The following is a 20,414-nucleotide window of genomic DNA, read 5'->3' as shown; positions in this document are numbered from 1 at the left end:
CTTACATACTTTTAACCACCACATTTGGCATCATCCAACTTTATTGATTACGTAAAAGTCTGTTCCCGCTCCGGGCACGGAGGAGCCGGCTCTTCCCATTTGCACCGCGACAAGCGAACTGCCAAGGGAGGACCAGATGGCGGAGATGGTGGCAGAGGCGGGCACATTCTCCTGCGGGGCAACGCCCAGCTCTGGACCTTGCTGCACCTGCAGTACCGGAAACATATTATTGCCGAAAACGGTCATAATGGCGGCCCCGCACACTCTTCCGGAGCGCAGGGCCACGATGAAGTGCTGGAAGTGCCGCTGGGTACCATTGCCCGTAATGCCGAAACCGGTGAAGTAATGTGCGAAATTACCGCTGACGGGCAGGAGGTTATTCTGACGCCCGGCGGACGCGGCGGTTTGGGAAATGCCCATTTTAAATCGCCTACCAACCAGACGCCCCGTTATGCACAGCCCGGTGAGCCAGGCATTGAGGAGTGGGTGATCCTGGAGCTGAAACTGCTGGCCGATGTTGGCCTGGTTGGCTTCCCGAATGCAGGCAAATCCACGCTGCTTTCGGTTATGTCGGCGGCTAAGCCTAAAATTGCCAATTATCCTTTTACCACCCTGGAGCCTAACCTGGGCGTGGTGGCCTACCGCGATTATAAATCGTTTGTGATGGCCGATATTCCGGGTATTATTGAAGGAGCTTCGGAAGGAAAAGGACTAGGATTGCGGTTCCTGCGCCACATCGAGCGGAACTCCATGCTGCTCTTTATGGTTTCATGTGAGAGTGCCGACATTGCCGACGAGTATAACATCCTGCTGCATGAGCTGGAAACGTACAACCCGGAGCTGCTGGATAAAAAGCGCATACTGGCCGTAACCAAAACCGATCTGATCGACGATGAACTGGAAGCAGAAATGCGGGCCGGATTGCCACAGGATTTGCCCACCGTGTTTATCTCCAGCGTTACACAGAAAAATATCGGTAAACTGAAAGACATGATCTGGGAAGCCCTGAACAGCTAGCAGTTTATCTTTTTTTAGAGTAGCAATCGGTAGAGGCTGAAAAGTTGTCTACCGATTTTTTTTATACCGCAGGCACAGCAGCGGCTGTGGTGGCAGGTGCAGCAGATAATTTCCGTTGCTTTTGGCACAAAAGGGTAATTTACCTGTTGTTAACCACGACTGAACTGCAGCCACCTGTGCCACTATGTCACGGGTGGCTGCTTGGCAAGCAAATTGAAAAGAGTAAATCAACCTATATAACTAAGCTTTTTGAGGCATTATGTCAGATAAACATAAAAATAAAGAGCAGGAAAACGAGGAACTGCAAGAAAACACTGCCAATCTGGAAGAAAATGGGCAGGAAGAGGAAACGGCTTCAGCTGAAACAGCACAGGAAGAAAATACACCAGGGGCAGAGCTTGCCGAGATGAAGGATAAATACATCCGCCTGATGGCTGAATTTGAGAACTTCAGACGCAGAACTGCCAAAGAGCGCCAGGAACTGTTCAAGACAGCGTCGCAGGACCTGATGAGCGAGTTGCTGCCGGTGCTGGATGATATGGAGCGTGCGCGGCAGTCGATCGAGACGTCGCATAACGAAGATGCCATGCTGCAGGGGCTGGAGCTGGTGTTTCATAAGCTGAAGCATGTAGTGCAGCAAAAAGGCCTGAAAGAAATTAAAATAAATGTAGGCGATGACTTTGACAGCGATTTCCAGGAAGCGGTAACTCAGATACCTGCGCCTTCCGATGAGCTGAAAGGCAAAGTCATTGACGTAATCGAGAAAGGATACACTTTAAACGAAAAAGTGATCCGTTTCGCAAAAGTTATAATAGGAGCTTAAGTAATGGCCAAGAGAGATTATTATGAGGTTTTGGGGGTAAGCAACAGCGCTTCGCAGGAAGAGATTAAAAAAGCTTACCGCAAAATCGCTATCAAATACCATCCTGATAAAAACCCCGACGACCCGACTGCCGAAGACAAGTTCAAGGAAGCAGCAGAGGCCTACGAGGTGCTGAGCGACCAGCAAAAACGTCAGCGTTACGACCAGTTCGGCCACCAGGGCATGAATGGCGGCTTCGGCGGTGGCGGCATGAACATGGAGGATATTTTCTCGCAGTTCGGCGACATCTTCGGAGGCGGTGGAAGCCCATTCGATAGCTTTTTCGGAGGCCGGCAGGGCGGTGGCGGCAGACGTACCCGCAAAGGAACCAACCTGCGTATTAAATTAAAGCTCAACCTGGAGGAAATTGCCAACGGCGTTGAGAAAAAAATAAAAGTAAAACGCTACGTAGCCTGCAGCACCTGCGGCGGCAACGGCGCCAAAAACGGCACCGACCTGCAAACCTGTAGTTCCTGCCAGGGCTCGGGCCAGGTGCGCAAGGTGGTAAACACGATGCTGGGCCAGATGGTATCGGCCAGTACCTGCCCGGTTTGCCACGGCGAAGGCAAAGTAGTTACAAATAAATGCGAAACCTGCCACGGTACGGGCAGAGAGCTCCAGGAAGAAGTGATCACGATTAATGTGCCGGCCGGCGTAATGGATGGCATGCAGCTGTCGATGAGCGGCAAAGGCAACGTACCGGAGCGCGGCGGCATTCCCGGCGACCTGCTCATCCAGATAGAGGAAGAGCAGCACGCCACCCTGAAGCGCGATGGCAACAACGTGATCTTTGACCAGTACATCAGCTTTATAGATGCTGCCCTGGGAGCGGATATCGAAGTGCCGACTATTTCAGGTAAAGTAAAAGTAAACATCAAGCCCGGCACGCAGAGCGGCGAAATTTTCAGGCTGCGCGGCAAAGGCATCAAAGACATAAACGGGTACGGCAAAGGCGACCAGCTCATCCATATCAACGTCTGGACGCCGAAGTCGCTCAACAGCGAGGAGCGGGCGAAACTGGAGAGCCTGCGCGATTCCAACAACTTTGCACCGCACCCCGGCAAAAACGATAAAGGGTTTTTCGAGAAAGTGAAAGACTATTTCCAATAAGCTTTACCCACTATAGTTTAATTACTGAAAGCCTGTCTGTTTCCACGTGAAAAGACAGGCTTTTTAGCTTCTGTTTGCAGCTCAGTTCTTCCCGCTGCCCCGGTTTTTAGCAGCAGAGGCTGTGGTGACTGCAGCAGAAGGCTATTTTTGTTCTGCTGCACCTGCCACCACAGCCTCTGCTGAGGTTTAAGAGTGGCAGTATGAGAAAATATTTTAAAAGCGAGCGCGCGCGTTAATAAAAACCTGCATTCGCACAACCTGCCGCTCCTTTATCGGGTTAATAGGGGGATTGGTCGATTTATTAGGTGTAATTCATCTAAACAGTTGCCGCTTCACAGGAATAAATCTATTTTTACTTAAACTAAAAATTATCACATTGAGCATCCTCAAAATCGAAAATGTATCGAAGCATTATGCCAACCACACGGCCCTGGATAATGTGAGTTTCGATATTCCGGCTGGCTGTATTTTTGGTTTACTGGGTCCGAACGGGGCAGGCAAAACTTCGCTTATCCGGATCATCACCCAGATTACAGGCGCTGACTCCGGTAAAATCTACTTCAAAGACCAACCTCTGAAACCTGATCATATCAAAGACATGGGCTACCTGCCCGAAGAGCGCGGGCTGTACAAAAAAATGAAAGTAGGGGAGCAACTGCTGTACCTGGCGCAGCTCAAAGGCTTGTCGAAAAGTGAGGCTACCGACCGCATAAAAGTGTGGGTAGACCGTTTTGAAATCCGCGACTGGCTGTACAAGAACATCGAAGACCTGTCGAAGGGGATGCAGCAGAAGGTGCAGTTTATGGCTACCGTGCTGCACGAACCCTCGCTCGTGATCCTGGATGAACCGTTCTCCGGCTTCGACCCGATCAACGCCAACCTGATTAAAGATGAAATTCTGAGGCTGCGCGACAACGGCGCTACCATTATCTTCTCGACCCACCGTATGGAGTCGGTGGAAGAGCTGTGCGATTATATTGCCCTGATCAATCGTTCCCAAAAGGTGCTGGACGGGCCGGTAAAGGAGGTGAAGGATGCTTATAAAACCGATACCTACCAGGTAATTGGCAATGGCATGCTGCTGGTAACATCACCAGACTACCAGGTGCTGGAGCAGCACGACAGCCACGGCGTTTTCAGGGCTTCCATTAAGCTGCTCAACGACACAAAGCCAAACGACCTGCTGCGTTACCTCATCGAGCGGGTAGAGGTGCACTCATTTATAGAGCTGGTGCCAAGCATCAACGACATTTTTATCCAAAAAGTAAAAGAATCGCATTATGCATAAAATCTGGTTAATCATACAGCGGGAGTACCTGACGCGGGTGCGGAAGAAGAGCTTTATCATCATGACCTTCCTGACGCCCCTGCTGCTGGCCGCCTTCCTGGTAGTGCCTGCCTGGCTGGCCACCGTGTCGGATAGGTCGGATGTGGTGATGGTGCTGGATGAAAGCGGCTTGTTTGCCGATAAGCTGGAAAGTAAAAAGGATATGCAGTTCGTAACGCTGCAGGGCTCACTGGAAGATGCCAAAAAAATATACCAGGAAACAGAATACACCGCGCTGCTCCACATCCCGAAGATCAACATTCAGAATCCTGAAGGGATAAAAGTGTACTCGAAAAAGAACGCCAGCCTGCAGACGAAGGTACGGCTGGAGAACATGCTGGAGCGGGAAATAGAGAGCCAACGGTTTATAGCTTCCGGTATCGAGCGGGAGCTGCTGAACAAAATGAAAGCAAGTATTTCGCTTACCACCGTTAACCTGAGCGACGAAGGCGAAAAGACCAACAATGCCATTGTTACATCAGCGGCTGGATTAATAGGAGCTGTTATCATCTACTTTTTCATTTTCTTGTATGGCGTGCAGATCATGCGCGGGGTGATCGAGGAAAAGACCAACCGTATCATTGAAGTAATGATTTCGTCGGTGAAGCCGTTTCAGCTGATGATGGGTAAAATCGTGGGCATTGCCGGGGTAGGCTTAACGCAGTTTTTGCTGTGGGTGGTGCTGTCGTCGGTGGTGGTAACGGGGGTGCAGGCGGCATTTGGAATTAAACCGGCCCCTTCACCCCTGGAACAGTATGAGGCAGGCAGGGCACAGGCCACCGGCGAGGAAGTAGCCACAGACCAGGAGGGAGGTGCGAAAGAGGTGGTAGCCGATGTAAGCCATGCCTTGGGTAACCTGAATTTTCCGCTGATACTGGCTTGCTTCCTGTTTTACTTCCTGGGCGGTTACCTGCTGTACGGTTCCCTCTTCGGGGCTATTGGGGCAGCCGTAGACAACGAGACGGACACGCAGCAGTTTATGTTCCCGATCACCATTCCGCTGATCATTTCCTTTATCATGTCGTATACCGTGGTCCTGCAAAACCCCGACGGGCCGGTGGCGTTCTGGATGTCCATTATTCCGTTTACCTCGCCTATCGTGATGATGGTGCGGGTGCCATTTGGCGTGCCCACCTGGGAACTGCTGCTCTCGATGGGGCTGCTGGTCGGCGGATTTATTTTTACCACTTGGCTGGCTGGCCGTATATACCGGGTAGGCATCCTGATGTACGGTAAAAGAGTGAATTATAAAGAGCTCTCGAAATGGCTCTTTTACCGGGTGTAGCGTATAAAGCAAAGCCATAGTACAAAATAGAACCTATGTTTTTACCAGTAGCTGGCCCCGCAGGGTCAGCTACTTTTTTTGTAACTTGAGCTAATGAATTTTCATACAAACTTACCCATGAGGCTTCCATTTCTGATTCTAAACCTTCTCGTTTTACTGATGATGACAACTGGTGCAACTGCGCAGGACAAACCGGCTTATAAGCTCTTTACAAAAAAGGGCAAGCCTGTCAGCTACGGCAACATGCTGCAGGAACTGCAGAAAGCCGATGTGGTGCTGTTTGGGGAGCAGCACAACGACCCGATTGCGCACTGGCTGCAGCTGGAAGCAGCGAAGGACCTGTATAAAGCGCATCAGGGCAACGTTGTGATTGGCGCCGAGATGTTCGAAGCCGACGTGCAACTGGTGCTGAACGAGTACCTGGCCGACCAGGTGGCGGAAACTAACTTTGAGCAGGAAGCACGGCCCTGGCCCAACTACAAAACAGATTACAAACCAGTGATACGCTTTGCCAAAGACATGGGCATACCGGTTGTTGCTACCAATGTGCCGCGACGTTACGCCGCTATGGTGGCCAGTGGTGGGCTTGAGGCGCTCGATAAAATTTCAGACGATGGCAAACGCTATTTAGCTCCCTTACCTGTTACAGTAGACATGAACCTGCCCGGTTACAAAAAGATGATAGGCATGTTTGGCGGCAGCACCCACGGCAGTGTTAAAAGCGAGCATATTGTACAGGCGCAGGCCCTGAAAGATGCCACCATGGCCCATTTTATCCTGCAGCAGGTAAAGAATGGTAAAAAAGTGCTGCACCTGAACGGCGCCTACCATTCCGATAACTTCGAAGGCATAGGCTGGTACCTGAAACAGCAGCAGCCCCAGTTGAAACTTCAGTCCATCACCACCGTGCTGCAGGACGACCTGGAAAAGCTGCAGGAGGAGCACCAGGAGAAAGCCGACTATATCCTGGTAGTGCCGGCCAGCATGACCAGGACGTATTGATTGTCTTAACCCTTTGATTTACACAGATTATGCTGATTTCGGTGAAATGGATACTACTTGCAATAATTTTTCAGTCGCTCCTGTCTTTTCCGCTGTTTCCCTTTGAAAATAAAGTAGTAGGCTATTTCAGAATAAATAACAGAAAGCAGAATCTGTTAAATCGGCATAATCAGTGTAAATCAAAGGTTAAGACAAAAAACAGCACAGCCCGGCTCAAGTGAACCGGGCTGTGCTGCCAGTGATCAAAAATGAAAAAATGTTTTATGCTGAGAAGGAAGAACCGCAGCCGCAGGTACTCTTTGCTTGCGGATTGCTGAATGAGAAACCGCGGGCATTCAGGCCGTCCTGGAAGTCAACTTCCATGCCCAGCACGTACATCGCGTGCTTTTTGTCCATAATCAGGTCGATTCCCTCTACATTGTACACCTCGTCGGCATCTTTGGCCTGGTCGAAACCGAGCAGGTAAGACATACCGGAGCAGCCACCGCCCTGCACGCCTACGCGCAGCCCGTAATTTGCTGGTACATTTTTTTCCTGCATTATATTTCTAACCTCAGCCAATGCTCTCGGTGTAAGTGTTATAGGTGCTGTTTTTGCTTCTGTTGCCATAATTCTTTATTAAAAATTACTGTGTAACCGCAAATTTACAAATTCTATACGAATCTTACGGCTACCGCTCGTATTAAGTAAACATTTGCCGGCTGCAATTGATTCATGCATGCCTGAAGTTATTTTTTACGATATTTAGGCGCTAAAGTATAAACTATGGAAAACGGACTCATGTTTTTAATGGAACTCTTACGGCTTGCCCTGCCGGCCCTGATTGTAGCCGGTGCCATGTATTATGTAGTAAACAGGTACCTCGACCGGGATTACAAATCGCGTGTGCTGGACCTGCGCATGAAAAACTCAGAGATCATCCTGCCCATCCGCCTGCAGGCCTACGAACGCATTATCCTGTTGCTGGAACGCATCACGCCAAGCAACCTGCTCATCCGGGTAAGCGGCGCCGGACTGACAGCTGCAGAATATCACCGGGTGCTGGTAACAGAGATACGGGAGGAGTTTAACCACAACCTCTCGCAGCAGGTGTACATGACGGAGCAGGCCTGGCAGATGGTAAAGCGCGCGCAGGAGGGGGTGATCAACATGGTCAATACTGCTTATCAGAACATGCCCCAGGATGCCAAAGGCACCGACCTGGCGAAACGGGTGCTGGAGATGGTATTGGCTGGCGAAGCAGAACCCACAGCAGACGCTATCAGTTTCCTGAAGCAGGAAATTGCGCAGGTGTTTTAGAGCAGAGGCTGTGGTGGCAGGGGCAGCAGACCTGAAGCAGGCCTTTGGGAACCAAAAATTGTTTGCTGCACCTGCCACCATTCCCGCTGCTCTTCTTATGCAGGCTATTTCAGGTCTTGATGCCTTCAGGTGGGGTAGTACGCTACAACAAAACCTTTATTTTTACTTTTCTATCTTTGTAGATAAAAGTATAATATCAGTCCTCCATGTATAGACCATTTTTGGCGTCTACCTTTTTACCTAATTTTTTTCTGGTGTTGGCTTTGTTGGCAATACTACCGTTCCTACTGTTGAATTTATATAATCATCCTGCCATGGATGATTATGTTTTAGCAAACCGGGACCTGAGTGCTGGTTTTTTTGAGACGCAGGCTGAGAGTTATCTTCATTGGTCAGGAAGGTATTTTGCAACGGCTGTGTCCCGTCTGAATCCGCTGCTACAGGGTAACTTTGCTGCTTATAAATTGTACTCTTTCAGTGCCCTTCTTTTACTCATAACGGCAACCCTCTTCTTCTTTCACAGCCTGTTCGGGCAGCTATTTAGTATTAAGAAAATAGTTTCCTTTTCATTGTTCGTGATCACAGTGTACCTTTTGCAGTTGCCTGACATTGCGCAAGGCCTGTACTGGTTTTCGAGCTATATGATTTACCTGGGGGCAATTATCTATACCCTCGTCTTCTTTGGAATTCTTCTGAAGCTGCCGCACGTCAGAAAAAAAGGGGCGAGAACCTTTTTACAGGTCGCAGGTTTTGTTCTGGTGATTGCCATCGTCGGGTCCAATGAATTGTCGATGATAGTTTTAAATGCTACCCTGCTGCTAATACTCATTACCGAGTGGCAACTCTATAAAAAGCTATTACATTACCAGGTTTGCCTGTTCCTGCTGTCGTTACTCTTAGGCCTTGTCGTAGTGTTGGCACCGGGTAATTACGAGCGAATGAGCAGCCAGGCAAGTCCTGGTAATGTACTGTTCTCTTTTGCGGGTGCCGGTGCAATGTTAGTGTTAAATTTTATGAACTGGGGCTTTACGATGTTGCTGGTTTCATTAATTTATATCCTGATCTGGGCTGCAAAATTTAACAACTATAGTATTAGAAGTGATATTTTCAAGGCATCTGTGCCACTTTCTGTTGCCTGGTACCTGGGCACCATTTTCATCCTGCATTTTGTCTTTATTTATTCAACCGGGCAAAGAGCTGGTTCGCGGGTAGAGAATGTTGTTTATTTCCTTTTTGTTTTCGGATGGCTCTACCTGCTTCAGGTTGGGCTAAACAAGTATGGGCAGAAGCTTTTACCTGCTAGCAACACAGGCCTAAATTCATTTGCTTTCTCACTTACAATCATGTTTGCTATCTTAGTACTAAGCCTTGAAAGTAATATTACGACTGCCTATTTAGATTTATTTTCTGGCAAAGCCGCAAGATTCGACCAGGAGTTGAAAGCCAGATACCAATTTTTAAGAACATCAAACTGCAGTACCTGTCCCATTACTCCTGTGACCACGCTTCCTAAATCGTTATACATATTTAGTGAATTGCGCACAGATGAAGTGGTGGAAATGGGTGTAAACAAAGAGTTTGCCACTTATTGGGGGAAATCAAACACCTATTTAACTGGCCCAACACCGGAAGTAAAGGATAATTTTGCTACGTTAAAAGATGTAGGTAGACGTATTCAACGGCAGCTTTTTGGTATGCAAGAGTAGTCTATGACAATCCCTTAATCCGGTTAATCAGCGGTTCAGACAAAGTTGAAACGCGCAGAAATAAAAAGAGGCAGCGAAGAACTTTCTCCTCGCTGCCTCTTTTTATTTTTTACTGTTTTACACCATTTACCCCACCAGCTCCTTCAACTTATACACCAGCGCCTGCATCTGGCCTACAGAGTGTGCCGGGAAGTTGGCGATGCGTATCTGGCTTTCTTTGTAGTTGCCGTAGCCGCTGCCTACCGCCATATCGAAGGGAGATAAGCGCTTGATTACTTCGGATGCCGGTAGTTTGGTGTTGGCAATGATGGTAGTGGCAGAGCGGTGAGCTGGTTCTTCAACCGCAATCTCAAAGTTCTCGCTCGCTTCCAGGTAGTCGTACACCATTTTGGCTTTGGCTTCTGTTTCCTGGCGGATGACATCTACGCCCTTCTGGTTCATTTCCTGCACTACCTGGCCCAGCAGGTAAATGTTGAGCACGTTTGGCGTTTCCTGTGTCTGGTTGGCGCGTGCTTTACCGATGGTAGCCGGGATGCTGTGGTAAGAGCCAACTGACATTCCTTTGGCTTTTAAAGCTTCTGCTTTGGCAATGCAGCGGTCGTTGAGTACCCACACACCCAGGCCGGCAGGCAAACCGAAACACTTCTGCACCGAAAAGTATACCGAGTCAACTTTAGACCAGTCAAGTTTTGGGTGCGGCATAGAAGACACCACATCAATGAAAAACAGTGGTTCAGGACCAGTCTTTTCGCGCAGGGCGTTAATAGCTGCTACGGGCGTACCGGCGCCGGAACTGGTTTCGTTCTGAACTATGGCTACGAGTTCTGCTGAGGCAGGCACTTCAATGTCTTCAACCCGGAATCCTTGTCCGAAAGGCACTTCATGCTTGGTAGCTTTGCGGCCCAGGTCGAGCGAAATTTCATAAAAGCGCTTGGAAAAAGAGCCGTTTACCAGGTGAAAACTCTCCTTCTCTACCGTGTTTTCGATGGCACGTTCCCAGATTTCGTTGGCCGAAGACAGAAAAAGGATATCGAAGTGATCCGGTAGCTGCAGCAACTGGCGTAAACCAGCAACCGTGTGGGCGTAAATATCCTTGAACTGCTGACTGCGGTGCGAAATGCTACCGATCTTATTTTCCATGGCCGTCTGCATGTGCTGGGGCACGGTTGGGTAAAGTTCAGAAGGTCCGGGGGTGAAATAAACTTTATTCGTCATACCTGTATCCGGGCAGCGAGTCCCGCTTTTCGTTGGTTAATGATTTAAAATGCAGTTAGCTGTAGCCTCTGGAGCTACAGCTAACCTGTTTTTGTTGTTCCCTCTTACCTCGTGCCTGGTGGGGCAGAAGTGGGAGCTAATTGTTTGTACTTGCCGGATTACAAATCCGGCGGCTCAGTTAAGACGGGATTACAAATCCCGCCAAGCTATTGCTGATTAATACAGAATCCTGAATTTAATGGTAGCCGGAATGCTCTTCAGGTCGTTGATCAGGTCTTTTTCGTACGCCTTGTCGATATCGGTGATCACATAACCTACCCGCTCGTTGGTTTTGAGGTACTGCCCCAGGATGTTCACGTTATTTTCTGCCAGTACCTTGTTGATATTGGCCAGTACCCCGGGCACGTTCTCGTGGATATGGATCAGGCGGTGCGCATCTTTCAGCTCCGGCAGCTGCAGGTTCGGGAAGTTAACGCTCTGGTAGGTGTTACCGGAGTTGATGTAATCCATGATGCGGTTCGGAACAAAGTTGGCGATGTTCTTCTGCGCTTCGCTGGTGCTGCCACCAATGTGCGGCGTCAGGATAACGTTCGGCAGTCCGCGCAATTCGCTCACAAATTCTTCATCGTTTGTAGCCGGTTCTTCCGGGAACACGTCTACAGCGGCACCTTTTATCTTGCCGGATTTAATGGCCTCCACCAGGCTCTCAATCTCCACCACATGGCCACGGCTCAGGTTCAGGAAAATGGCGCCATCTTTCATGGCAGCAAATTCTTCCGGTCCGAATATATTCTTGTTGTTAGGGCGCCCGTCTACGTGCAGCGATACGATGTCGGAGATCTCCAGCAACTCTTTCAGCGTATTGCATTTTCTGGCATTTCCGAGTTGTAGTTTCTCTACAATGTCGTAGTAGTAAACATCCATGCCCATCGCTTCGGCTAATACCGACAGCTGAGAACCGATGTTTCCGTACCCAACTATACCCAGTTTTTTATCGCGAACCTCAAAGCTGCCTGCAGCCGATTTGTCCCAGATGCCTTTGTGCATCTTTTCGCTCTTGTCGGTGATGTTGCGGCAAAGCATAATGATCTCGCCTATCGCCAGTTCCACCACACTGCGCGTGTTGCTGTAAGGCGCGTTAAAAACAACTACACCCGCATCAAGGCAGGCAGGCAGGTCGATCTGGTTTGTTCCGATACAGAAGGCGCCCACGCACATCAGTTTATTGGCATGCTCCAGCACGCGCTTGGTTACGTGTGTTTTGGAGCGGATACCCAGGATAGATACATTTTTAATGCGCTCGCAAAGCTCATCTTCGCTCAGGGCACCGGCTACGGTTTCTACCTGGTAGCCTTCGTTTTTAAATAGTTTTACTGCCTGCGGGTGTATGTTTTCCAGCAGCAGCACACTGATGCGGTTTTTAGGATATGAAATAGCCATTGGTAATTTGTTCTGGTACAAGAATTCATCCAGGCTGGGCGCAATATGCTCAGCTTTCGCAATCACGCTTTCGCGGGAAATATTTTCGGTAAAGGCATAGAATTTATTGGCCAGACCGGCCTCCTTAATTTCGTAGTCGGTATAGCCATCGCCCAGCACGTACACATCGCCTTCCAGGGCCAGGTCTTCCAGCAGCTTTATTTTTCCCTTGTCCAGGCACAGCACATTCTCTTTATCGAACCCAATGATATTGCCGTTTTCATCATACTCAAACGTGTTGGCATAGATGTTCTCTTCTTTAATGCCGTACTCTGTTACAATGGGCGTGATAAACTCTTTAAAGCCGCTTGACACGATGTAGATGTTGTCGGCATATTCGTTAAAGAAGTTTCTGTTGCGGCTAACCGACTGCGAAACTTTATTTCTGAGCCGGGAGATAAGTTGCTGCAGGTGCCGCTGGTTTGCGTTGAGTAAAGACAAACGCTGGGAAAGTCCTGCTGTGAAGGAGCTTTTGCCCTCCATGGCACTATTGGTAATATCTTTAATCTCCTGCAGGATCTGCTCTTTCTTTTCATCGTCCTGAAGTGTGATTTCTCCTAACTCATCTAAAGCTTCTACCTGTGTGAAAGTACTGTCGAAGTCAATAATGAAAAATTTGTCTTTACTCATAACGGAATGTTCCCTGAAATGTGGAATAAGTATAAAATTGTCTGCTTTAACTGGCGTTTTGGGTACCTGCTAAAGGCTTATTTTAGAAAATCAGCAATTGTGCTTGTTTGGTGACGTAAATATAGTAGATAAAAAAATCCGGCTGCGAATTTAGAGGCCGGATTTTTTTAAAGTAGTGCTATAAAAACCTGTATTTTAAGTAAGTGCCAGTTGTTCGGCTATTATCTTCTGGTAAAAAGCCTCATACTGAGGCAAAATTTTGGCAACATCAAATTCCTTCGCCCTGGCTAAAGCGTTAGCCTTAAAAGTTGGCAGGTGAATATCGTCGAGCACGTAAAGGGCGTTCTTTACCATATCGGGTACGTCGCCTACACGGCTTACAAAACCTGTTACGCCATTGATGTTGAGTTCCGGTATGCCGCCTGCATCGGAGGAGATAACAGGTACTTCGCAGGCCATGGCCTCCAGGGCTGCCAAACCAAAGCTTTCTTTTTCGGAGGGCATCAGGAACAGATCGGCAACGGAAAGTACCTCCTCTACTGCTTCCAGTTTTCCTAAAAACCGTACATCCGGGCAAATGTTCAGCTCCCGGCACAGTTTTTCGATACGCGGACGGTCCGGCCCGTCGCCTACTAACAGCAGCTTGGAAGGGATAACCTCACGCACCCGCGAGAAAATCTGGATGACATCTTCCACGCGCTTCACAGAGCGGAAGTTGGAGGTGTGTACCAGCAGCTTCTCGTTGTTTGGGCTGATAGCCATCCGGAAATGCTCTTTCTGCTGCCGCTTAAACTTCTCCAGGTTTATGAAGTTGGGGATTACCTTGATATCTTTTTCAATCGGGAAGTAATCGTAGGTTTCGGTGCGCAGGCTTTCGGACACAGCTGTAACGCCATCCGACTGGTTAATGCTGAAAGTAACGACCGGCTCAAAAGAAGGATCTTTGCCTACCAGGGTGATGTCGGTGCCATGCAGGGTGGTGATAACCGGGATGTTAATGCCCTTTGTTTTCAGAATCTGCTTGGCCATGTAAGCAGCTGAGGCATGTGGAATGGCGTAATGCACATGCAGCACATCCAGCTTCTCGAACTGCACGATATCCACCATTTTGCTCGAAAGCGCCAGTTCGTATGGCGCATACTGGAACAGCGGGTAAGTAGGAACGAAAACTTCGTGGTAAAACAGGTTCTGGTTATAAAAGTCGAGCCTGGCCGGCTGACTGTAGGTGATAAAATGAACCTTGTGCCCTTCCAGCGCCAGTGCTTTGCCCAATTCTGTGGCTACCACACCGCTTCCTCCAAAAGTAGGGTAGCAGACAATGCCAATTCTCATAGTTGTTTGTTAAAGCTTGTAAACAACAAAGCGCAACGTGCATACGCTGCGCTTTGTTGGAAGTATGTTTAATTATGTTTTAGGAATCAAGGCTTTGTATACGACATCGTGTATACGGGTCCGGATGTTGTATTTAACCAGTTTGTTGTTTCCTGCATCAGGATACACCCTGTTCGACAGGAACACATAAATTAGTTTATTTTCAGGGTCTACCCAGGCGCAGGTACCGGTAAAGCCGGTGTGGCCGAAGGAACTCATCGGAGCCAGGTCAGAGGTAGGCCCGTTGCCGGTTGGTTCCGGTTTGTCCCAGCCCAGGCCGCGGCGGCTCTCTGCGCGCTGCTTTCTGGAAAACTCAGGGACTACATTGGTTTTGAAATACTTATGACCTCCATAGTGCCCGTTCTGCAGGTTCATCTGCAGCAGGATAGCCAGGTCGTTGGCATTGGAGAACAAGCCGGCATGGCCGCCCACACCCCCCATCATAGCGGCTCCCTGGTCGTGCACGGTACCCCAGATCAGGTTCTTGCGGAAGTAATTATCATCTTCGGTTGGGGCTATGGCCTCGCGCGGGTGCTTGAGCAGTGGTGTATATCCTAAGGTACTCAGTCCGAGCGGGGCGTAGAAGTTCTGATCCATGAACTCGTTGAGCGGCTGGTTAAGCATGTGCTCGGCCATACGCTTCAGGATATAGAAGCCCAGGTCGCTGTATTTGTAATCGTAGGTGCCATTTCCTTTTTTAGTAGTTAGCAGAGACGATTTAACGGTCCAGGTCCAGAGCGAGTCTTCCATGGATGAGATGGAGTAAACCCCCGGTATTACCTCGTTGGAAAACAGATCGTTCTGGGTACTGGCATAATATGTTTCCTTCAGTTTCTTGTTGTCCATGGTTTTCTGCCAATGCGGCAGTGTCGCCTGTAAGCCCGCCTGGTGTGTCAGGATATCGCGCAGCAGCAGATTGGCTTTGTTTGTTCCTCTTAACTCAGGCAGGTAAGTCGATATCTTTTCGTCCAGACTGATTTTGCCCTGGTCTTTCAGGAACATGACAGCCTGTAAGGTAGCGGCAACTTTGGTAATAGAGGCAATGTCATAAACCGTGTTGTTTGTGACCGGTTGGGTTTTATCGTAGGTATAATACCCGTATGATTTGTTGAAAACCACAGTGCCATCTTTTACTACCAGCACCTGGCATCCGGGGGTTGCGGCATAAGCTACCGCCTCTGTGGCTACGTTATCAATTTGTTTCAGGACTTTGGAGTCCATGCCTACACTTTCCGGGATACCGTACTTCAGGCGTCCCAGTAAGGGCGTGTTAAGACCAGTTCCTGCTTTTAATTTGGCCGAAGCGGTTACTGGCAATTTGCCCCTGGCGGCCCGTGCACCGAACAGCACCTGCGGCACCAGCGACTGGGCAACCGAATGATCTTCGTAGCCACACACCAGCCAGTTGCTGTCCTCAAAAAACTTCAGGCTGTAGGCATTGCCCATCACGGCCACTACCACCTTTTTATCGGTACGCTCCTGCAGGAAACGGATAAATGCCCGGGTGCTCACCCCAATTCCGAAGTCCCTGGCCGAGGTATAGTTCATGTTATGAATACTTACCACCACTACATCTTTGTCGCGAAGCTGCGGAATAATTTTGGTAAAGGCCGAATCTGGTGCGAAGCGGTCGGGTATGGCAAATGTTGCTACAGGCGCATAATGGTTCAGGGTCTGCTGAAAGGTATTAATGGCAGGTACGCCAATGGCTACAGAAGCAATGCTCATCGTGTCCAGGTACCTGAACGGCAGCAGGTTGTCTTTGTTCTGCACCACGGTAACAGAATGCTCAAACAGCTGCTCCTGCACGACCAGGCTCAGTGGCCGGTCGAGTTCTTCTTTCAGGTTGTTCAGTTCTACCGGGTTATACCGGTTCAGGCCAGCCCAGTATTTGGCATGCAGGATTTTTCTTACCCGCTGGTCAATATCCTCCGGTTTAAGCAGCCCAGCAGCAATAGCTTCTTTTATTTTAGTTACGGCAGTAGGCACATCTTCCGGGAAAAGCAGTACATCATTGCCCGCCATCAGTGCTTTCAGGTCTACCTCGCCTGGTTTGTAGTACTTGCTTACGCCTTTCATGTTCAGGGCATCGGTAAACACCAGCCCCCTGTACTTCATTTTTTCCTTTAACAGGCCGGTTACCAGCGGATAGGAGAGGGTGCTGGCCAGGTTACGGGTGGTATCGATGCTGGGCAGGTACAGGTGCGCGATCATCACGCCCATGACGCCGGCATCGAACGATTTTTTAAAAGGATACAGCTCTACCTCTGTTAGCCGCTTCATGTCGTGCTGCACTACAGGCAGTGCCAGGTGCGAATCGGTGTCGGTGTCGCCGTGGCCCGGGAAATGCTTGGCAACCGCAATTACGCCATGGTCCTGCAGGCCCTGGATGTAAGCAATGCCGCGGCGTGTTACTTCCTCCTTCGACTCGCCAAACGAACGGTTGCCGATAACAGGGTTGTTGGGGTTCACGTTCACGTCCATGACAGGCGAAAAACTGACGTTTACGCCCAGGCGCTTCATTTTGAGGGCTATTTCACGGCCCATCAGGTATACGTACTTTTCGTCGTCCATGGCCCCAAGCGTCATTTGCTTGGCAAAGTTCATGCTGCTGTCCAGGCGCATGCTCAGGCCCCACTCGGCATCCATGGCAATTAGCATCGGCACTTCGGCAAGGCGCTGGTAGCGGTTAGTGAGGCGTGCCTGGCGCTCAGGGCCTCCCTGCATAAACATCAGGCCCCCAATGCCGTACTGGCTTACCAGGTTGTCGATCTCCCGGAAATGCTTTTCGTCCTTGTTGGAATAGGCAGCTACCATAAAAAGCTGCCCAATACGCTCGTCAGGCGTGAGAGTGCTGAAGACACTATCTACCCATATTTTCTCTTTTGTACTGACAATCACCTCGTCCGATGACTTCAACGACATCAGTGGTCCCATCCCAAAGAAAATAAGTATAAGCAATCCTAAACTAAAACTCTTCAACATCCTGCACAGGTATTATATAATTGGAACAAGTCAAAATTAAGCCTAATTTTGCAAATAGCGTTTAATAAATCAACGTTTATGAAGCGCCGTTGCCAGACAAAGTCAAACAAGCGAATACTCAATATACTGCTAGTTTATTTAAGAGGCAAATATTGTTTATCCTCATAAGTGCTAACGACGTTTAGCTCAAATCCATATAAGCAACATGGCAAAGATTTTAGCTAAAAGCAGCAGGCACTTTATTCATTTTTACATTTGTTTTCTGAATTAGGTCTGTAAATTTATAATAAATTTTAATCAGAAATAGTTCTGTTTTACAATTTAATAATGCTCAAAAACCCGGCCGAAAATGGTTTTTTGCTGGTTTTAGAGCTGGAAATATTATTTAGAAGCTGATAATCGGATGCCCGACATAATACATTTACTTCCTGATTACCTTGCTAACCAGATAGCAGCCGGAGAAGTGGTGCAGCGCCCTGCCTCGGTTGTGAAGGAGTTGCTGGAAAATGCCATCGATGCAAAGGCAACAAGCATTCAGCTGATCGTGAAGGAGGCAGGAAAACAGTTGGTACAGGTGGTGGATAACGGTACAGGCATGTCGGAAACAGATGCCCGCATGTGCCTGGAGCGTCATGCTACCTCTAAAATCAGTTCTACCGAAGACCTGTTCCGCATCCGGACGATGGGGTTCCGGGGAGAGGCGATGGCCTCGATAGCGGCTGTGGCGCAGGTAGAACTGAAAACAAAACCGCATGGGGCCGAGGCAGGTACACGCTTGCTCGTAGAAGGCTCTGCGCTGGTAACGCAGGAGCCTGTGGTAACGCCTGAAGGAACCTCTATTGCCGTTAAAAACCTGTTTTACAACGTGCCGGCCCGCCGTAATTTTCTGAAAACGAATGCCGTGGAGATGCGCCATATCCTGGATGAGTTTCAGCGGGTGGCGCTGGCCTACCCGGAGGTGGCCATGTCATTGTACCACAACGAGGTGGAGGTGTTTAACCTGCCTGCTGCCAAACTGAGCCAGCGCATCATCGGGCTGTTTGGCAACAACTATAAGGAGCAGATGGCCTATTGCGAGGAAGAAACTTCTTTCCTGAACGTGCGGGGCTACATCGGGAAGCCGGAGTTTGCGCGAAAAACACGGGGCGAACAGTTTTTCTTTGTAAATAACCGCTTTATTAAGAGCGGCTACCTGAACCATGCCGTCATGACTGCGTTTGAAGGGCTGCTGCCCAAGGACAGCCACCCATTTTACGTGCTCTTTCTTGATATCGAGCCTGAAAAAATCGACATAAACGTACACCCGACCAAGACGGAGATAAAGTTCGAGGACGAGAAAACGGTGTATGCCATTGTGCATGCGGCTGTAAAGAAGTCGCTGGGGCTGCATAACATTGCGCCTTCGCTTGATTTTGAGGGCGATGTGAATTTTGCGCCGCTGCAGCCGATACGGGTGCAGGGTGGCCAGAACGAGTTTGAGCAGGAGAGCAGAGGCAATGGTGGCAGCAGCAGTGCGAATTTCCCGGGCTTTAATCCGCCGGCCTCGCCGAAGCGGCTGAAGTCGGAGGGCTGGGAGCAACTGTATGACGTGACGCGTAACCAGCCTGCACCGCAGGAAAGTAAAATTACCTCGTCGTCGGGTATGAACCTGCTCGACGATGCGTTTGCTGAAACGCCCGCTGCTACGAACAAAGCCCTGCAGATACACCAGAAATACCTGCTGGTGCAGGTAAAGTCGGGGGTGATGATCATCGACCAGCAGGCGGCACAGGAGCGGATTTTGTACGAGAAGTACATCAGCTCGCTGCAAAAGAAAACCGGCATGTCGCAGGCCCTGCTGTTCCCGCAGACGGTTGATTTGTCGCCGGCCGATGCGGTGCTGCTGAAGGAGCTGGCGGGAGAGTTTAAGGATATGGGCTTCCAGTTCGAGGATTTCGGCGGCAACACTATTATTCTGAACGGCTTACCAGCCGATGTACAGGCTGCTAATGAAAAAGAGCTGCTGGAAGAGCTGATAGAGCAGTATAAAAACAATGCGGCTACCCTGAAGCTGGACAGGCGCGAGAACCTGGCGCGGGCCATGGCCAAACGGCTGGCTTCAAAATTGCAGGCACGAATGTCGGACCTTGAAATGAATTCGCTCGTAGACAGGCTGTTTGCCTGCCAGGTGCCCAACTACACGCCCGGCGGACAAAAAACGCTCGTGATTATGGAGCTTGGCCAGCTGCACGAGCTGTTCCTGAAAGGCTGATTTTATTTATGTACGAATAGCGGATTACGCCGGCTGGTGATGGGATATCCTTTGCCCCAAAAGCAGTTGTGGTAATCGCTTTAAAAAAGATAACATGTTCAATATCACCCCAATGGTCAGGAACCTCCTGATCATCAATGTGGTTGCGTATTTTCTGCAGGACAGGCTGTTCGCTACCGGACAGTTTGCCCTTTATCATTTCGGATCTCAGAACTTTCAGCCCATACAGCTGTTCACGCACATGTTCCTGCATGCGAACATTGGCCATTTGTTTAGTAATATGTTCAGCCTTTTCATCTTTGGGCCGCTGCTGGAGCGGTTCTGGGGCTCTGAAAGATTCCTGGCTTTCTACCTTATTACCGGTCTGGGGGCCAGTATGCTGTATTCGGGTGTACGGGCGTACGAACTGCACCAACTAAAAGTAGACACGGAGCAGTATGTGGAGAATCCATCGCCCGTGGCCTTGAACAATTACCTGGAGGAACACATTGGAGAAGGTTTTGGCCGGGAAACGGTGGTGGCTTTTCATCGTGATGCGGATAATCCGGTGTATGTCGAAGAGAGTAAAGAACTGGTTATAAATATTTTCAGGCGTGTGTTTAACAGCCCCATGCTGGGTGCGTCGGGTGCCGTTTTTGGCATCCTGATGGCATTTGGGATGCTGTTCCCGAACCTGGAGCTTATGCTGCTGTTTTTACCTATCCCGATCAAGGCAAAATATTTTGTGCTGCTGTACGGGGCGTACGAATTGTATGCAGGTTTTAACCGGGTGCCGGGCGATAATGTGGCACATTTTGCCCATCTGGGCGGAATGTTATTTGCGTATATACTGATTAAAATGTGGCATAGGAACAATTATCAGGACAACTACTAAA

The 20,414-nt window shown here is 49.3% G+C and carries 15 protein-coding genes; 10 read left to right on the top strand and 5 right to left on the bottom strand.

The features are described from left to right. The first annotated feature begins 24 nt into the window (after positions 1-24). The 6 genes from obgE to DCW36_RS20675 all read left to right on the top strand — a co-directional run bounded on the left by obgE (position 25) and on the right by DCW36_RS20675 (position 6,603). Positions 25-1,017, top strand: a complete 993-nt coding sequence (gene obgE / locus DCW36_RS20700) for a GTPase ObgE (RefSeq protein ID WP_114781659.1) — start codon at positions 25-27, stop codon at positions 1,015-1,017. A gap of 259 nt (positions 1,018-1,276) precedes the next feature. After that, positions 1,277-1,840, top strand: coding sequence for a nucleotide exchange factor GrpE (locus tag DCW36_RS20695; RefSeq protein ID WP_114781658.1), 564 nt, complete (start codon positions 1,277-1,279; stop codon positions 1,838-1,840). 3 nt (positions 1,841-1,843) lie between these two features. After that, positions 1,844-2,989, top strand: a complete 1,146-nt coding sequence (gene dnaJ, locus DCW36_RS20690; protein WP_114781657.1) for a molecular chaperone DnaJ — start codon at positions 1,844-1,846, stop codon at positions 2,987-2,989. A gap of 376 nt (positions 2,990-3,365) precedes the next feature. Next, positions 3,366-4,277: an ABC transporter ATP-binding protein gene (locus tag DCW36_RS20685; RefSeq protein WP_114781656.1), complete on the top strand. Its 912-nt coding sequence runs from the start codon at positions 3,366-3,368 to the stop codon at positions 4,275-4,277. Continuing rightward, the gene (locus DCW36_RS20680; protein ID WP_114781655.1) at positions 4,270-5,601 is read left to right on the top strand and encodes an ABC transporter permease; all 1,332 of its coding nucleotides are present in this window, start codon (positions 4,270-4,272) and stop codon (positions 5,599-5,601) included. Before DCW36_RS20685 ends, DCW36_RS20680 begins: the two co-directional genes overlap by 8 nt. A gap of 159 nt (positions 5,602-5,760) precedes the next feature. Beyond that, on the top strand, positions 5,761-6,603 hold the full coding sequence (locus DCW36_RS20675; protein ID WP_240676259.1) for a ChaN family lipoprotein: 843 nt from the start codon (positions 5,761-5,763) through the stop codon (positions 6,601-6,603). Between the two features lie 261 nt (positions 6,604-6,864). Here DCW36_RS20675 and DCW36_RS20670 read toward each other — a convergent pair whose 3' ends face one another. Further along, positions 6,865-7,212: a HesB/IscA family protein gene (locus DCW36_RS20670; RefSeq protein ID WP_114781653.1), complete on the bottom strand. Its 348-nt coding sequence runs from the start codon at positions 7,210-7,212 to the stop codon at positions 6,865-6,867. Positions 7,213-7,368: 156 nt separating this feature from the next. On the opposite strand from DCW36_RS20670, the gene DCW36_RS20665 reads away from it, so the two are divergent. Together DCW36_RS20665 and DCW36_RS20660 are read left to right on the top strand one after the other, a co-directional pair. Further along, positions 7,369-7,902: a DUF7935 family protein gene (locus DCW36_RS20665; protein WP_114781652.1), complete on the top strand. Its 534-nt coding sequence runs from the start codon at positions 7,369-7,371 to the stop codon at positions 7,900-7,902. A 206-nt stretch (positions 7,903-8,108) separates the two neighbouring features. After that, positions 8,109-9,608, top strand: coding sequence for a DUF6056 family protein (locus DCW36_RS20660; protein WP_128397002.1), 1,500 nt, complete (start codon positions 8,109-8,111; stop codon positions 9,606-9,608). A 126-nt stretch (positions 9,609-9,734) separates the two neighbouring features. On the opposite strand, the gene DCW36_RS20655 is transcribed toward DCW36_RS20660, so the two are convergent. The 4 genes from DCW36_RS20655 to DCW36_RS20640 all read right to left on the bottom strand — a co-directional run bounded on the left by DCW36_RS20655 (position 9,735) and on the right by DCW36_RS20640 (position 17,240). Continuing rightward, positions 9,735-10,823 (bottom strand): aminotransferase class V-fold PLP-dependent enzyme, encoded by a 1,089-nt coding sequence (locus DCW36_RS20655; RefSeq protein WP_114781649.1) that lies wholly within the window; start codon positions 10,821-10,823, stop codon positions 9,735-9,737. 216 nt (positions 10,824-11,039) lie between these two features. Then, a complete protein-coding gene (serA, locus tag DCW36_RS20650) occupies positions 11,040-12,932 on the bottom strand; it encodes a phosphoglycerate dehydrogenase (protein WP_114781648.1) in 1,893 nt (630 codons plus the stop codon). 195 nt (positions 12,933-13,127) lie between these two features. Then, positions 13,128-14,264: an N-acetyl-alpha-D-glucosaminyl L-malate synthase BshA gene (gene bshA / locus DCW36_RS20645; protein ID WP_114781647.1), complete on the bottom strand. Its 1,137-nt coding sequence runs from the start codon at positions 14,262-14,264 to the stop codon at positions 13,128-13,130. A gap of 72 nt (positions 14,265-14,336) precedes the next feature. After that, on the bottom strand, positions 14,337-17,240 hold the full coding sequence (locus DCW36_RS20640; RefSeq protein WP_114781646.1) for a glycoside hydrolase family 3 N-terminal domain-containing protein: 2,904 nt from the start codon (positions 17,238-17,240) through the stop codon (positions 14,337-14,339). 451 nt (positions 17,241-17,691) lie between these two features. Between DCW36_RS20640 and mutL the strand changes: the two genes are divergently transcribed. After that, the gene (gene mutL, locus DCW36_RS20635) at positions 17,692-19,539 is read left to right on the top strand and encodes a DNA mismatch repair endonuclease MutL (RefSeq protein WP_114781645.1); all 1,848 of its coding nucleotides are present in this window, start codon (positions 17,692-17,694) and stop codon (positions 19,537-19,539) included. 94 nt (positions 19,540-19,633) lie between these two features. Then, the gene (locus DCW36_RS20630; RefSeq protein WP_114781644.1) at positions 19,634-20,413 is read left to right on the top strand and encodes a rhomboid family intramembrane serine protease; all 780 of its coding nucleotides are present in this window, start codon (positions 19,634-19,636) and stop codon (positions 20,411-20,413) included. Position 20,414 lies beyond the last annotated feature (1 nt).

Origin of the sequence: Botryobacter ruber (assembly GCF_003347595.2) — a bacterium.
Taxonomy (GTDB): domain Bacteria; phylum Bacteroidota; class Bacteroidia; order Cytophagales; family Hymenobacteraceae; genus Pontibacter; species Pontibacter ruber_A.
This window is presented reverse-complemented; position numbering and strand designations above follow the sequence as displayed.

Coding starts and splice junctions, on each gene's coding strand:
- DCW36_RS20695 (WP_114781658.1), top strand. CDS start 1,277: ATGTCAGATAAACATAAAAATAAAGAGCAGGAAAACGAGGAACTGCAA.
- dnaJ (WP_114781657.1), top strand. CDS start 1,844: ATGGCCAAGAGAGATTATTATGAGGTTTTGGGGGTAAGCAACAGCGCT.
- DCW36_RS20680 (WP_114781655.1), top strand. CDS start 4,270: ATGCATAAAATCTGGTTAATCATACAGCGGGAGTACCTGACGCGGGTG.
- DCW36_RS20675 (WP_240676259.1), top strand. CDS start 5,761: ATGATGACAACTGGTGCAACTGCGCAGGACAAACCGGCTTATAAGCTC.
- DCW36_RS20670 (WP_114781653.1), bottom strand. CDS start 7,212: ATGGCAACAGAAGCAAAAACAGCACCTATAACACTTACACCGAGAGCA.
- DCW36_RS20665 (WP_114781652.1), top strand. CDS start 7,369: ATGGAAAACGGACTCATGTTTTTAATGGAACTCTTACGGCTTGCCCTG.
- DCW36_RS20660 (WP_128397002.1), top strand. CDS start 8,109: ATGTATAGACCATTTTTGGCGTCTACCTTTTTACCTAATTTTTTTCTG.
- DCW36_RS20655 (WP_114781649.1), bottom strand. CDS start 10,823: ATGACGAATAAAGTTTATTTCACCCCCGGACCTTCTGAACTTTACCCA.
- serA (WP_114781648.1), bottom strand. CDS start 12,932: ATGAGTAAAGACAAATTTTTCATTATTGACTTCGACAGTACTTTCACA.
- bshA (WP_114781647.1), bottom strand. CDS start 14,264: ATGAGAATTGGCATTGTCTGCTACCCTACTTTTGGAGGAAGCGGTGTG.
- DCW36_RS20640 (WP_114781646.1), bottom strand. CDS start 17,240: ATGGGACCACTGATGTCGTTGAAGTCATCGGACGAGGTGATTGTCAGT.
- mutL (WP_114781645.1), top strand. CDS start 17,692: ATGCCCGACATAATACATTTACTTCCTGATTACCTTGCTAACCAGATA.
- DCW36_RS20630 (WP_114781644.1), top strand. CDS start 19,634: ATGTTCAATATCACCCCAATGGTCAGGAACCTCCTGATCATCAATGTG.